Origin of the sequence: Acinetobacter lwoffii, assembly GCF_024129715.1 — a bacterium.
Classification (GTDB): Bacteria; Pseudomonadota; Gammaproteobacteria; order Pseudomonadales; family Moraxellaceae; genus Acinetobacter; species Acinetobacter lwoffii_U.
Genome location: NZ_JAMXXM010000003.1, coordinates 124,820 through 139,638, shown reverse-complemented (window position 1 = coordinate 139,638; position 14,819 = coordinate 124,820). Strand labels below are relative to the sequence as shown.

At 42.9% G+C, this 14,819-nt stretch carries 14 protein-coding genes; 10 read left to right on the top strand and 4 right to left on the bottom strand.

Going from position 1 to position 14,819, the window contains the following annotated elements; genetic code table 11:
• The first annotated feature begins 14 nt into the window (after positions 1-14).
• From odhB to sucD, 4 genes are all read left to right on the top strand, one after another.
• A complete protein-coding gene (gene odhB / locus NI462_RS03925; RefSeq protein WP_004279435.1) occupies positions 15-1,229 on the top strand; it encodes a 2-oxoglutarate dehydrogenase complex dihydrolipoyllysine-residue succinyltransferase in 1,215 nt (404 codons plus the stop codon).
• A 99-nt stretch (positions 1,230-1,328) separates the two neighbouring features.
• Positions 1,329-2,759, top strand: coding sequence for a dihydrolipoyl dehydrogenase (gene lpdA, locus NI462_RS03920; protein ID WP_253159196.1), 1,431 nt, complete (start codon positions 1,329-1,331; stop codon positions 2,757-2,759).
• A gap of 170 nt (positions 2,760-2,929) precedes the next feature.
• The gene (gene sucC / locus NI462_RS03915) at positions 2,930-4,096 is read left to right on the top strand and encodes an ADP-forming succinate--CoA ligase subunit beta (RefSeq protein WP_253159194.1); all 1,167 of its coding nucleotides are present in this window, start codon (positions 2,930-2,932) and stop codon (positions 4,094-4,096) included.
• 13 nt (positions 4,097-4,109) lie between these two features.
• Complete coding sequence (gene sucD, locus NI462_RS03910) at positions 4,110-5,000, top strand: succinate--CoA ligase subunit alpha (protein ID WP_004646291.1); 891 nt, start codon at positions 4,110-4,112, stop codon at positions 4,998-5,000.
• Positions 5,001-5,065: 65 nt separating this feature from the next.
• Here sucD and NI462_RS03905 read toward each other — a convergent pair whose 3' ends face one another.
• The 3 genes from NI462_RS03905 to NI462_RS03895 all read right to left on the bottom strand — a co-directional run bounded on the left by NI462_RS03905 (position 5,066) and on the right by NI462_RS03895 (position 8,291).
• Positions 5,066-6,772, bottom strand: coding sequence for a flotillin family protein (locus NI462_RS03905; protein ID WP_071850590.1), 1,707 nt, complete (start codon positions 6,770-6,772; stop codon positions 5,066-5,068).
• Positions 6,773-6,809: 37 nt separating this feature from the next.
• Complete coding sequence (locus tag NI462_RS03900) at positions 6,810-7,445, bottom strand: YqiJ family protein (protein ID WP_005107512.1); 636 nt, start codon at positions 7,443-7,445, stop codon at positions 6,810-6,812.
• Between the two features lie 303 nt (positions 7,446-7,748).
• A complete protein-coding gene (locus NI462_RS03895) occupies positions 7,749-8,291 on the bottom strand; it encodes a hypothetical protein (protein ID WP_086044008.1) in 543 nt (180 codons plus the stop codon).
• A 321-nt stretch (positions 8,292-8,612) separates the two neighbouring features.
• Here NI462_RS03895 and cysD point away from each other — a divergent pair, with 321 nt between their 5' ends.
• From cysD to NI462_RS03880, 3 genes are all read left to right on the top strand, one after another.
• Positions 8,613-9,527, top strand: a complete 915-nt coding sequence (cysD, locus tag NI462_RS03890) for a sulfate adenylyltransferase subunit CysD (protein WP_004730252.1) — start codon at positions 8,613-8,615, stop codon at positions 9,525-9,527.
• A gap of 165 nt (positions 9,528-9,692) precedes the next feature.
• A complete protein-coding gene (gene cysN, locus NI462_RS03885) occupies positions 9,693-11,309 on the top strand; it encodes a sulfate adenylyltransferase subunit CysN (RefSeq protein ID WP_004279461.1) in 1,617 nt (538 codons plus the stop codon).
• Positions 11,310-11,454: 145 nt separating this feature from the next.
• A complete protein-coding gene (locus NI462_RS03880) occupies positions 11,455-11,727 on the top strand; it encodes a hypothetical protein (protein WP_253159192.1) in 273 nt (90 codons plus the stop codon).
• A gap of 69 nt (positions 11,728-11,796) precedes the next feature.
• On the opposite strand, the gene NI462_RS03875 is transcribed toward NI462_RS03880, so the two are convergent.
• Complete coding sequence (locus tag NI462_RS03875) at positions 11,797-12,141, bottom strand: thioredoxin family protein (protein WP_005107508.1); 345 nt, start codon at positions 12,139-12,141, stop codon at positions 11,797-11,799.
• A gap of 130 nt (positions 12,142-12,271) precedes the next feature.
• Between NI462_RS03875 and NI462_RS03870 the strand changes: the two genes are divergently transcribed.
• The 3 genes from NI462_RS03870 (at position 12,272) to NI462_RS03860 (ending at position 14,739) form a co-directional block, all read left to right on the top strand.
• The gene (locus tag NI462_RS03870) at positions 12,272-13,264 is read left to right on the top strand and encodes an NAD(P)H-quinone oxidoreductase (protein ID WP_253159190.1); all 993 of its coding nucleotides are present in this window, start codon (positions 12,272-12,274) and stop codon (positions 13,262-13,264) included.
• Between the two features lie 215 nt (positions 13,265-13,479).
• On the top strand, positions 13,480-13,683 hold the full coding sequence (locus NI462_RS03865; RefSeq protein WP_004646307.1) for a hypothetical protein: 204 nt from the start codon (positions 13,480-13,482) through the stop codon (positions 13,681-13,683).
• A gap of 153 nt (positions 13,684-13,836) precedes the next feature.
• Positions 13,837-14,739, top strand: a complete 903-nt coding sequence (locus NI462_RS03860) for a helix-turn-helix transcriptional regulator (protein ID WP_005246948.1) — start codon at positions 13,837-13,839, stop codon at positions 14,737-14,739.
• The last annotated feature ends 80 nt before the right edge of the window (positions 14,740-14,819 follow it).

Here is a 14,819-nt window from a genome sequence, read left to right as displayed (position 1 = left end):
GGAGATTCTAAGTAATGGCAACCGAAATTAAAGCACCGGTATTCCCAGAGTCAGTTGCGGACGGTACGATCGCAACTTGGCACAAACAACCAGGTGAAGCAGTGTCACGTGATGAAGTGATCTGCGATATTGAGACTGATAAAGTTGTTTTAGAAGTTGTTGCTCCTGCAGACGGTACACTTGCATCTATTATTAAAGGTGAAGGCGATACTGTTCTTTCAGCTGAAGTCATTGCACAGTTTGAAGAAGGTGCTGTTTCTGGCGCTACGCAAACTCAAGCAGTTCAGTCTGAAGAGAAAGTTGAACAAGCTGCTGCGCAAACTGAAGCGGGTAATGCACCGATCGTTGAACGTCAACAAGTACAGGATCAGGCTCCAGCAGTGCGTAAAGCATTGACTGAATCTGGTGTTGCAGCTGCTGACGTTGCAGGTACAGGCCGTGGCGGTCGCATCACGAAAGAAGATGTGGCAAATCATCAAGCGAAACCGGCAGCACCTGCAGCGCAACCATTAAGCGTTGCAGTGGGCGAGCGTATCGAAAAACGTGTTCCTATGACTCGCCTTCGTAAGCGTGTTGCTGAACGTTTACTTGCAGCGACTCAAGAAACTGCAATGTTGACTACGTTCAACGAAGTGAACATGAAACCAATCATGGAAATGCGTGCTCAATACAAAGATGCATTCGAGAAGCGTCATGGTGCGCGTCTTGGCTTCATGTCATTCTTCGTTAAAGCAGCAACTGAAGCACTTAAACGCTATCCAGCGGTAAATGCTTCAATTGATGGCGATGACATCGTGTATCACGGTTACTACGACATTGGTGTTGCAGTTTCATCTGAGCGTGGTCTAGTGGTTCCTGTACTTCGTGATACAGACCGCATGAACTATGCTGAAGTTGAAAACGGCATCCGTGCATATGCTGGCAAGGCACGTGACGGTAAACTGGGTATCGAAGATATGACTGGCGGTACATTCACTATTACTAATGGTGGTACTTTCGGTTCATTGCTTTCTACACCAATTCTAAATACACCACAAACTGCGATTCTGGGTATGCATAAAATCCAGGAACGTCCGATGGCGGTGAATGGTCAAGTAGAAATCTTGCCAATGATGTACCTTGCACTGTCTTATGACCACCGTTTAATCGATGGTAAAGAAGCAGTCGGTTTCCTTGTAACAATCAAAGAATTGTTAGAAGAGCCAGCGCGTCTGATCCTTGATCTGTAATTTATTCATTAAAAATCTCCCCTAACCCCTCTTTAAAAAGAGGGGAAGATCCCCCTTTGGAAAAGGGGGATTAATAAGGGGGATTAGTTGGAGATAAACATGTCTCAATTCGATTTAGTCGTAATTGGTGGTGGCCCGGGCGGCTACGAAGCAGCAATTCGTGCAGCTCAACTTGGTTTCAAAGTTGCGTGTATTGAAAAACGTATTCATAAAGGTAAACCCTCTTTAGGCGGTACTTGCTTGAACGTGGGTTGTATTCCGTCTAAAGCATTACTTGACTCTTCTCATCGTTATGAAGATACCGTTCATCACCTAGATGACCACGGTATTACTACAGGTGAAGTGAAGTTTGACCTTGAAAAATTACTTGCTCGTAAAGACAAAATCGTAAACCAATTGACTATGGGTATCGATGGCCTGCTTAAAGGTAACGGTATTGAATGGTTAAAAGGTACGGGTAAACTCCTTGCTGGTAAAAAAGTTGAGTTTGTGTCTCACGAAGGCGAAACTCAAATTTTAGAACCTAAGTACGTGATTCTTGCGACTGGTTCTGTACCGGTAAATATTCCTGTGGCTCCTGTAGATCAAGACATCATTGTTGACTCTACTGGCGCGCTTGAATTCCAAGAAGTACCTAAGCGTTTAGGTGTAATTGGTGCGGGCGTAATCGGTTTAGAACTTGGTTCTGTATGGCGTCGTTTGGGTGCGGAAGTTGTTGTATTTGAAGCAATGGATGCATTCTTACCAATGGCTGACAAAGCATTGGCAAAAGACTACCAAAAAGTTTTGACTAAACAAGGTCTTGATATCCGTGTAGGCGCGAAAGTTGCTGGCACTGAAGTTAACGGTCGTGAAGTTACGGTTAAGTACACTCAAGGTGGCGAAGACAAAACTCAAACTTTCGACAAGTTGATCGTTTGTGTAGGCCGTCGTGCTTATGCAGAAGGTCTATTGGCTGATGATTGCGGTATCAAACTGACTGAACGTGGTTTGGTTGAAGTCAACGATTGGTGTGCAACTTCAGTTGAGGGCGTATACGCAATTGGTGACTTGGTACGTGGTCCAATGCTTGCACATAAAGCAATGGAAGAAGGCGTAATGGCAGTTGAGCGTATTCACGGTCATGCTGCACAAGTGAACTACGACACGATTATTTCTGTAATTTACACACACCCAGAAGCGGCGTGGGTAGGTTTAACAGAAGAGCAAGCAAAAGAAAAAGGCCATGAAGTAAAAACTGGTCAATTCGGCTTTGCTGCGAACGGTCGTGCAATGGCTGCTGGTGAAAATGCTGGTTTCGTGAAGTTTGTTGCTGATGCAAAAACTGACCGTCTACTCGGTATGCACGTAATCGGGCCTGCTGCGTCTGATATCGTTCACCAAGGTATGATCGCACTTGAGTTCGTATCTTCAGTAGAAGATCTACAGTTGATGACTTTCGGTCACCCGACATTCTCTGAAGTGGTACATGAAGCTGCACTTGCAGTTGATGGGCGTGCGATTCACGCGATCCAACGTAAGCGTAAGTAATTCGAAAAAAGAGCGACTTAGGTCGCTCTTTTTACATTTCATGGTTGTTTTTATTGGAACAATCATCTAAAAATAAAGATAACGATTTTAAGAAATGCTGGTACTGCTTTGACGGACGTCTGGGTGCTAGTGGGTTATAACAAGGCAAAGAAGTAATAAAAGGTTATTCAATGAATTTACATGAGTATCAAGCAAAAGCGCTATTAAAAAAATATGGTATGCCTGTACAGGAAGGGATACTTGCCACCAATGCCGATGAAACGGTACATGCTTTCGAGCAGTTGGGTGGAAAGTTTGCAGTATTAAAAGCGCAGGTGCATGCGGGTGGCCGGGGTAAGGCTGGTGGGGTAAAAGTGGTAAAATCGGCTGCCGAGGCTGCTGAATATGCCAACCAGATTATTGGTTCACGCTTGGTGACTTACCAGACTGATGCCAATGGTCAGCCGGTCAATAGCATTTTAGTCTCTGAGGATGTTTATCCGGTTGAGCGCGAGCTGTACTTGGGCGCTGTGGTGGATCGCTCGACTCGCCGCATCACTTTTATGGCATCGACTGAGGGTGGTGTTGAAATTGAGAAAGTGGCCGAAGAAACCCCTGAAAAAATTATTAAAGTTGAAGTTGATCCTTTAGTCGGTCTAATGCCATTTCAGGCGCGTGAAGTTGCTTTTGCACTTAAACTCAAAGATGGACAAATCAATCAGTTTGTTAAAGTCATGACGGCTGCTTATCAGGCATTTGTAGATAATGATTTTGCACTTTTCGAAATCAATCCGTTGTCTGTGCGTGAAAATGGCGACATTCTGTGTGTTGATGCCAAAATCGGAATTGATTCGAATGCGCTGTACCGTTTGCCTGAAGTGGCCGCATTACGTGATAAGTCTCAGGAAAATGAACGTGAGCTAAAAGCGTCTGAGTTTGATCTGAACTATGTAGCGTTGGAAGGTAACATTGGTTGTATGGTCAATGGTGCCGGTCTTGCCATGGCAACCATGGATATTATTAAGCTTTATGGCGGTCAACCAGCCAACTTCCTGGATGTTGGTGGTGGTGCGACCAAAGAGCGCGTGATTGAAGCCTTTAAAATTATCTTGGCAGATACTTCTGTGCAGGGTGTATTGATTAATATTTTTGGTGGAATTGTGCGTTGTGACATGATTGCTGAAGCAATTATTGCAGCGGTTCAGGAAGTAAATGTGACCGTTCCTGTGGTTGTTCGCCTCGAAGGCAACAATGCGGAACTGGGTGCAAAATTACTGGATGAATCAGGTTTGAAATTGATTTCTGCACATGGTCTTGCTGACGCTGCAGAAAAAATCGTTGCTGCTGTAAAAGCTTAAAGGGGTATTGATCATGAGCGTATTAGTTAATAAAGACACTAAAGTATTGGTACAGGGCTTTACAGGTAAAAACGGTACATTCCATTCTGAACAGGCTCTGGCCTATGGTACCAAAGTTGTCGGTGGTGTAACCCCAGGTAAAGGTGGTCAAACCCATCTAGAATTGCCTGTATTTAATACCATGCGTGAAGCGGTGAAAGAAACGGGTGCAGATGCTTCGGTGATTTATGTTCCGGCACCCTTTGTACTGGATTCTATTGTTGAAGCGGTTGATTCTGGCATTGAGTTAATTGTGGTGATTACTGAAGGTGTACCGACCATCGATATGCTCAAAGCCAAGCGTTATCTGGAAACCAATGGTAATGGCACACGTCTGATCGGACCAAACTGTCCGGGTATTATTACGCCGGGTGAATGTAAGATCGGGATCATGCCGGGGCATATTCATCAGCCGGGTAAAATCGGGATTATTTCGCGTTCAGGCACACTGACTTATGAGGCTGTGGCGCAAACCACAAAACTCGGTTTAGGTCAGTCGACTTGTATCGGTATTGGTGGAGACCCAATTCCGGGCATGAACCAGATTGATTGCTTGAAATTGTTCCAGGAAGATCCGCAAACTGAAGCCATTATCATGATTGGTGAGATTGGTGGTACAGCTGAAGAAGAAGCAGCTGAATATATTCAATCGAATGTGACTAAGCCAGTTGTTGGTTATATTGCGGGTGTAACTGCACCTAAAGGCAAACGTATGGGTCACGCAGGTGCGATTATTTCAGGTGGTAAGGGCACAGCTGAAGAAAAATTTGCTGCCTTTGAACGTGCGGGTATGGCGTATACGCGTAGTCCTGCTGAACTTGGTTCGACTATGCTGCAAGTGTTAAAAGATAAAGGTTTAGTTTGATATTCACATTAGACCTTCAATAAAAAAGCTCCCAAATGGGAGCTTTTTTATATCTCATTCTATTTTTAAGTTTTAGCTTTAAGGCTCTGAGTCATGCCGTTGATATCTCCACCCTGAATACCAAGCTCACTCATCAGGCTGTCAATGAGCGGTGCCTGGCTACGATAGCGCAGGGCGCTATTCACCACCTGATCTGACAGGGCAACATTGCTACCTTCATGATGGGCATCTGCCTGACAGGCACCGGCATGACCGCCATGTAGGCCATTCACTTGAAGAATCTTGATATCATCAATATTTTCCATTGGCTTGACACTTTCCCGGATAATTTCAGGCAAGTATTTCAGCATAGCTAAACGAATCTGCATTTCAACCTGTTCAGGTGACAGGACGTTATTGGCTTCATTGACCGCACGGGTACCTTCAGCATCGACCTGATACTGTTTTTCCATTGCCTGAGCCAGTAGAATTTTCGCATCCGCTTCACCCTTGGCCTTCAGGCGGACTTTTTCTGCTTCAGCCTCAGCCGCAATCCGCACTGCTTCTGCATCATCTGCTGCCGCCTGTTTGCCAGCTTCAGCGGCAACTGTAATGGCAATTGCATCTTTTTCAGCGTGTTCTTTGGCTGCGACCAGTTCAACTGCTTTTTGACGCTCTGCCTGCTGGATTTGACGTACGGTGATGACTTCTTCTTCCGCTTTTACCGCTTGTGCACGTGCCTGATCGGCTTGAGCTTTAGCTTCAGATTCAGCACGTGATTTTTCCGCAATCGCAATGGCGCGATCCTGTTCAGCCAGTTCAATGGTTTTCTTTTGCTCGACCTGTGCTTTTTGAATCAGCTGGGCCTTTTGAATATTTTCATTTTCGACATCACGGGCGGCCAAAATACGCTTGAGTTCGACTTCTCGTTCAGCGGCAATTTGTGCTTCTTCTGCTTCACGTTTTTTGCCGGCTTCCTGAGCGGCAATTTCAGCCAGCTGTTCAGCACGGCGAATGGCAATTTCACGCTCTTGCTGCAGTTTGGCATATTCTTCTTCACGAATAATTTGCAGGCGCGCCTGTTCAGCTTCCAGATTTTTGGTTTTGATCGCCAGATCGGTATCCTGTTCGATATGGTTACGTTTGCGACGGCGATCCTCAATGGTTTCAGTGAGCTTGGTCAGGCCTTCAGCATCAAAGGCATTTTGCGGATTGAAGTATTTAAATCCGGTCTGATCCAGTCCGGTTAGGGAAACCGTTTCAAGCTCCAGACCATTTTTATGTAAATCTTCCGAAACGACTTGCTGTACTTTTTGCACGAAATCAACGCGTTTTTCATGTAGTTCTTCCATGGCCATTTCTGCTGCCACTGCGCGCAGTGAATCAACAAATTTACCTTCCACCAGATTTTTCAGTTCATTCGGTGACATAGTTTTTTGACCAAGGGTTTGTGCTGCGGTGGCAATTGAATCTGCGGTAGGCTTGACCCGTACATAGAATTCGGCCATGACATCGACCCGCATCCGGTCACGGGTAATCAGTGCCTGATCATCTGCGCGACGGACTTCAAGGCGTAGGGTATTCATATTTACTGGAATGATTTCATGCAAAACAGGAAGCACGATTGCGCCCCCACCTAAAATCACTTTTTCACCACCCCAACCGGTACGCACAAAGGAAATTTCTTTGCTTGAACGACGGTATAAGCGTGCAATGATGAGACCGAAGGTCACCAATGCCACAAAAATAATTCCCGCAATAATTAAAATATTATATAAATCAAATGTTAACATTGTTATAAAGTCTCAATTGAGTGCTAGCTAAATAAAATTAAAGTGCAATGGCTTGAAAGCCGTTCTTGGTTTTGTGGGTTAGAACTACATTCTGACCTTGATTTAAAATTTGATTGTTTTCTGGTTCGACCAGTACATAGTGGGTCTGACCATGTTGATCACGGACTTTGGCCTGCGCCGGAGAATTCACTTTGGCATCTCCGAGAATAATGGTCGCGGTACGTCCGATGAGTTCATCACTATGAATCGCAGAGGTTTCGTCTTGGGGCAGGAGCTTACTGGCGGCCATGGCAAGAAAGCGCACCACAGGCATACACAGAAACAGGCAGGCCGGAGAAATCAGCCAGACGTTAAACAGCTGGCTGGTCAGGCGCTCAAATATTCCCTGAATCAATAAACCACTCAAACCATAACTGGTCAGAAAAATAATCAGCCAGATAAATAAAGGCAGTCGCCCCAGATATAACCAGTCAAATACTTTGCTGAAAACACCGGGGGACTGATCCGGACTTATTTCTGGTTGCAGGGGATCTTCAGGTAAAAACTGTTCAAAGATATGCTGAGAGCCGCCGCCGAGCAGCAATAGAATACATTCTAGTGCAGCAAACATCAGCATTAGGCTCAGGCTAATACTAAATACGATATTTGATGGATGCGTAAACAGTTCCCACATTTTTTTATCTCTATAATTATGTTTTTAGGAAAAGTGTCTGAAAGTTTTTATTGATATAACGATAACAGTAATTGCTGATTTTGTATGCAAAAAAATAACAAAAAACCTTATAAACAAGGATTGAATATATTGATTATTTAATAATTATTGAACTATTAAAATTAATAATAAACTATAAGTTAACTGGATGTTTGAGCAAGTAATGTCATAACGGCAATAGGAATTTGGCATTCTGTCTAAGCTTGTCTGAGAGTTTGATAGAGATACATCGAACTGAGTATCTCTAAATTTTTTTGTTCAAGCCTAAAGCAGGGCAGTCTGAATCCGGACTTTCATATCTAAAGTCTGTTGCAGAATATAGTGTTGCATCCATTTAACCTGTTCACCCATAGGATTGACCTTGACTGCAGTATTCAGGAAATCGAGATCAGGCTGCTTAAAAAGCTGCTGTTGCAAGGTTTGCTCCAAAATCTGGCTGTTGGTCGTCAAAGGTAATGCCACCAGATAGAACGCTTTAGGATAATTATAAAAGGCATATAATAAGTTAAAGGCTTTTTGATCACCTTTGAGGTTGCCAGCACCGATTTCGTAAGCTGCGTTCTGGTTGCTATAAGTAACGCCGACTAGAAATTCCCAATGACCTTCTTGCAAACGCAGACCAAACTGTAATCCGATTTGATCCGCGGTCAGCTCGTGTTGCAGATAAATATTTAGAGGCTTGCCATCATCACTGAAGGGTTCTTGCAAGACTAAAATATGTTGCTGATGCTGATAAATATAACCGGCAAGCTGAGCCTGTTCCAGACGGGTTTTTACAGTGATGAGATCAAAAGCGCTATAGGGCATAAACGAAGTATATAAAGGGGAGAATTGAACTTACTCTAGTAATTTTTCAACTATTTGAGAACCACTACTTTAGATTATTTTTCTAGGATTTTATTGGTTTAGCAACAGGGTAATATATAGCTATACCACACAATATCATGGCTTGAATTTTGCAAATCATTGATTCATAAAAACTGATATTCATTATTGATGAATTTTTATATGAGCTTTTGATATATCAATATCATAAAACAAGCAATGGATAGGATAAGTAAATCACTATAATGAATATAAATTTTCAAAAGTGTCATAAGTACACGTTTTTCTAAGCTGGTGTTGTCCATGTCGTTAAATGAGGAAAGACTTACTCATCTCAAACAGCTTGAAGCTGAGAGTATTCATATCATCCGCGAAGTTGCTGCCGAGTTTGAAAATCCGGTCATGCTGTATTCGATTGGTAAAGATTCGGCGGTCATGCTGCATCTTGCGCTAAAAGCGTTCTACCCAGCAAAACTTCCATTTCCATTATTACATGTCGATACAGGCTGGAAGTTTAAAGACATGATCACTTTCCGGGACAATATGGCGAAAACCCATGGTTTCGATTTGATCGTGCATCAGAATAAAGAAGGGGTTGAGGCAGGTATTAACCCGTTCGACCATGGTAGTTCTAAATATACCGACATCATGAAAACTCAGGGCTTAAAACAGGCTCTGGATAAATACGGTTTTGATGCTGCTTTTGGTGGCGCGCGCCGTGATGAAGAAAAATCACGTGCGAAAGAACGTGTTTATTCATTCCGTGATTCGAAACATCGTTGGGATCCGAAAAACCAGCGTCCAGAACTTTGGAATCTTTATAACGGTAAAGTGAATAAAGGCGAAAGTATTCGTGTATTCCCATTATCTAACTGGACTGAGCTGGATATCTGGCAATACATCTATTTGGAAAGTATTCCATTAGTACCACTTTATTTGGCTGCAGAACGTCCTGTGGTTGAACGTAGTGGCACACTTATTATGGTTGATGATGAACGTATGCCTTTAAAAGAAGGTGAAGTTCCACAAATGAAATCGGTACGTTTCCGTACTTTGGGTTGTTATCCATTAACAGGTGCTGTGGAATCTACAGCCAATACCTTGCCGGAAATTATTCAGGAAATGTTGCTGGCAACCAGTTCTGAGCGTCAAGGTCGTATGATTGACCATGATGAAGCAGGCTCGATGGAGAAGAAGAAGCAGGAAGGCTACTTCTAATTTAATCTCCCCCCTTGCGCAGCAATGCTACTCACCTCTTTAAAAAGAGGGGGAACTCCTAAATCAGAACGGAGATAAAATCCCTCTTTATTAAAGAGGGATTTAGGGAGATTAAAAAGAGATTCAAAACAACCGATTTCTAAAGAATATGTGGAGCTTTGAGCGATGTCTCATCAATCTGATTTAATCAGCCAAGATATCTTGGGCTATCTGAAACAACATGAAAATAAAGACCTGTTGCGTTTCCTGACTTGCGGTAACGTGGACGATGGTAAATCGACGTTAATCGGTCGTCTGCTGTACGATTCAAAATTGATTTATGAAGATCAATTACAGGCTGTGACCCGTGACTCGAAAAAAGTCGGTACGACAGGTGATGCACCTGACTTGGCACTTCTGGTTGATGGTTTACAAGCAGAGCGTGAGCAAGGCATTACCATTGATGTGGCCTATCGTTATTTCTCGACAGAAAAGCGTAAGTTCATCATCGCGGATACGCCGGGACACGAACAGTACACTCGTAACATGGCGACAGGTGCATCGACGTGTGACCTTGCAATCATTTTGATTGATGCACGTTATGGCGTGCAAACCCAGACACGTCGTCATACCTTTATTGCGAGTTTGCTCGGGATCAAGAACATCATTGTTGCGATCAACAAGATGGACTTGGTGGAATTCTCTGAAACACGTTTCAATGAAATCCAGGCTGAATATGCGGCATTCGTTGCACAATTGGGCGATCGTAAACCAAGCAATATCATCTTTACGCCTATTTCTGCATTGAATGGCGATAACGTGGTGAACAAGTCAGCCAATACGCCATGGTACACTGGTGAAACGCTGATGGGTACACTTGAATCGGTGGAAATTAACCGTAGTTCAGCGAAGCAGGATTTCCGTTTCCCTGTGCAATACGTGAACCGTCCAAACCTCGACTTCCGTGGTTTCTGCGGTACGATCGCACTTGGCGATATCAATGTTGGCGATACCGTAACAGCATTACCTTCTGGTAAATCATCGACTGTCAAAGAAATTGTCACTTTTGATGGCAATCTTGAGCATGCAGTTGCAGGTCAGGCAGTGACTTTAACGCTTAACGATGAAATTGATATTTCACGTGGTAACGTGTTAATTCGTGCGGATCAAGCTGTTCCAAATATTTCCCGTTCAGTTCAAGCGACTGTTGTGTGGATGGCAGATCAACCACTTGTACTGGGTAAGCTGTACAACATCAAGATTGGTACGCAAACCGTTCCGGCAAAAGTAACGGCAATTCATTACCGTACCAACGTTAACACATTGGAAAAAGTTCAGGTGGATAAACTTGAGCTAAATGCAATCGCCAATGTGACTGTTGAATTTGATGCACCAGTGGTCTTTGACCGTTATCAAGACAGCCGTTTCACCGGTTCGTTTATCTTCATCGATCGTTTGAATAACGTGACGATTGGTGCTGGTATGGTGGAAGAATCAGTTGAATGGTCTGCACACGATGAGCCTGTCACTGCAGAAGCACGTGCGGCACGTTTGGGTCAAAAACCTGCTGCGGTGACTGTATCTGGTAAAGCTTTGGAAAATGCTCAGGCGCTAGAAAGCTTGCTGATTCAGCAAGGGATCGTTGCTATTGCTAAAGCAGGTTTGAATGCGGAGCAGGTTGCACTGGTTCGTGAAACTGGTGTGGTTGTGATTACCGATGCTGCTGAAGGTACAGACACGACTTTAACCGTAGATACAGTTGAAGAACTTGCTGAGAAGATTGTGGAATTGGTTCGTCTTTAAGACTGGACTGATTTGAAGAAACCCGCTGAAAAGCGGGTTTTTTATTGCCTAAATTTTGATTGCATGAAAATCATTCGATTAGTCAAAATGTGATCTTTCAATTTACTAGTCAATTAATACAATACTCCCTAGATTTGGGGAATATATGAAAAAATTAATATTGCTGGCTGGCTTGTGTGTGGCTTTTGGAGCTGAAGCCAAACAGAGCAGCCAAAGCGTTGAAGCAATCAAGCAAAAAATAATCCAGCAGTCGATTGAGAATTATCCAGGAAATTGTCCGTGTCCTTATAATACTGCACGTAATGGTAGTCGTTGTGGTAAGCGTAGTGCTTATAATCGTGCAGGCGGAGATGCGCCGCTGTGTTATCCGGAAGATGTGAGTGATCGAATGGTAAAGGAATATAAAGGGCGTAGTTAATTAAAGGCTCCGTATTTAGATAGTGAGCTAAAAGAAATATTTTTGTTAGATTTGGCTTCACATGGGTAATTATTCATAAGAATCATTGAGGACTAAGGCCAGAATTGCTTTCATTTCGGTTAAACTTTTCACGCCTGCAATCCTTTTAATAATTTCTCCATTTCTAAAAATAAGCGTAGAAGGCAAACCATAGGCATTATAGCGCAAGGTTAAAATCGGAGACTGATCCACATTGATCTTGCCAAATTTAACTTCAGGATTTACCTCAGCATAGTATGTCGCCAGTTCGGCAAAGATCGGAAAATTCTGAACACAGGGCTTGCACCAGTCTGCATAAAAGCGAATCACGGCAAAACCTTCAAACCACTCAAAATCACTGTAATTGTTTTCGTTATATTCGATCACTTGGGTCATGGTTGGCCTATTATCAATTTCCTGAATAGTCCCCCGATTATACATAAGTCCGATGTAGCTTCATTCCTCATGCTAACTATGTTCAAATAAGTCCAAGATATATGAAATGCATAGATTAGGGAAAGAAATCATGTCGCAACAAACCATGCAGCAAGTCATTATTACAGAACCAGGTGGTGTCGATAAACTCGCTTATGAAACGGTGACTGTACCTGAACCTAAAGCAGATGAAGTTCTGGTGAAAGTTCATGCCTTTGGTATTAACCGTCCAGATATCCTGCAGCGTCAAGGCTTATATCCGATGCCGAAAGGGGTAACGCCAGTTCCTGGCCTGGAAGTGGCAGGTGAGGTGGTTGCGATTGGTAGTGATGTAAGTCAGTTTAAAGTTGGTGATCAAGTCTGTGGTTTGACCAATGGTGGCGGTTATGCTGAATATTGCGTCATACCTGAAAGCCAGACCTTGAATATTCCTGAAGGCGTAAGTTTTGTACAGGCAGCGGCCATTCCTGAAACTTTCTTTACTGTATGGGCGAACGTGTTCCAGATGGGTCAGGCTAAAGCAGGGGAAACGGTACTGGTGCATGGTGGAACGAGCGGGATTGGTACGACTGCTTTGATGCTGTGTAAATCACTTGGTATTAAAACTTTTGCAACTGTGGGTTCAGATGAAAAAGTTGCAGCGATTTCTGATTTAACCACGGCTATTAATTATAAAACTCAGGACTTTGAGCAAGTTATTAATGAAGCTACCGACAATGGTGGTGTCGATGTTATTTTAGATATGGTCGGTGCACCTTATTTAGAGCGTAATTTAAATTTGTTGCGCCGTGATGGACGTCTGGTCTATATCGCCTTCTTGGGTGGTGCTAAGGCCAAAGAAGTTAAACTCGGACAAATCATGATGAAACGTCTGACCATTACCGGTTCGACCATGCGTGCACGCAGCACGGCTGAAAAAGCGGAAATTGCACAAGGCCTGAAAGAGCAGATTGCACCATTGTGGGCAAAAGGCGAATGTCTCCCGATGATCTATAAAACGTTTAAGTTCGATCAGATTCAGGATGCCCATGCCACAATGGATACTGGAGAGCATGTGGGTAAAGTTGTAGTTGAAATTATTTAATACGAGATAAGTGATTCAAAAAAAGCCAGTAATTTTACTGGCTTTTTTTAATTTTAAGTAAAATATTATTACAAATAAATATATAAAATCTTGAATAAAAATTAAAAAATGTTAACCGTTCGACACAACCTGTCAATTATGACACGTAAATTGCATGTATAGATAATTCCGACCAAATGGTTAAACATTCACATGAATGTGAGAGGGAAAATAAGATGAAAATTATTTCAACAGCATATAGTTCAAAACATAGTTTAAGAGCATTACGACGTATTCATAAAATGATTATTCGCGGAACCATCAGCTGGGTAGAGTTACATAAAATGTATCGGGCGATGCTGCATCTGGAGCGTTATATAGAAAGATTAACAATACAAAATCGTCATTCAAGCAAGAAAGCATCCAGAAAATCCAAATAAGATCTTGTATTTTTAGGGTGAATAAAGGGTCAAGATCTGATGCAAAAAAATATCTTAGACTTTGTCCTAATATTATTCATTGATCGGCATTCAGTATAATCATTCAACATCTAGCGATAAATAAGTACATGAGAATGTATTAAGTGGGGATTTATGAAGCGCCCAGCTTCAACACATGAGCGTCTTGCAGAGCGTTTAGCCAGAATTTTGACCAAATTAAACGTCGGATATCAACTCCGGGCTGCAGAGCTAGCTGCAGAATTTCAGGTCAGCACCCGCACCATTGAGCGTGATTTTGATCGTCTAGGCTCTTACTTACCCTTACTTCAAGATGAACAGAAACGATATTATCTGGAACCCTCTTATTTAGGGCGGTTTAAATTGCAGGATATCCAGACTTTTGCCCAGCTTTCGGGGATCAGTGAGTTGTATCCGGCGTTGGATATGTCTTTTATGCGTGAACTGCTGGATGAGCGGGCAAATCAGGTATTTTCGGCAAAAGGCTATTATTTTGAAGATGCCAAACAGTTTGCCGAACATTTCAAGTTGCTTGCAAGCGCAATCTATAAACGTCAGCAGGTTGAGTTGCAATATTCAGATCAATTGCGAATCATTAAGCCTTATCGCTTGATTCACCATCATGGTATCTGGTATCTGGTGGGTGTAGATCAGGACAAGTTGCGCACCTATCGCTTAAGTCAGGTGCAACAACTCAAGCTGGTTTCTGAGGTGGAGAGCTTTGCGCATGATCCTGAAATACTAAAAATACTGGTAGATGAAGACAGCATCTGGTTTGGGCAGCAAAAGCAGCAAGTCTTAATCAAGGTACAACCTGAAGTCGCGGTCTTTTTTAAAGAGCGCCGTTTATTTCCAGAACAGCAGATCGAGCAGGAAACAGGGACTGGAGAGTTAGTGATTAGTTGCCAGATTCGTCACGAAATGCAGTTATTGCCTTTGGTGCGTTACTGGTTACCTTATGTGAAAATTATTGAGCCGATTCATTTCCAGCAAAAACTGGAACAGGATTTGCAAGGATATTTACGTTCTGCTGGATGATATTGAGGAAGCAGAGCAGGGGGCCTGATTAATGATGACACTTTAAATGGAAATTTAATTTACTTATTTTTTGACTAACT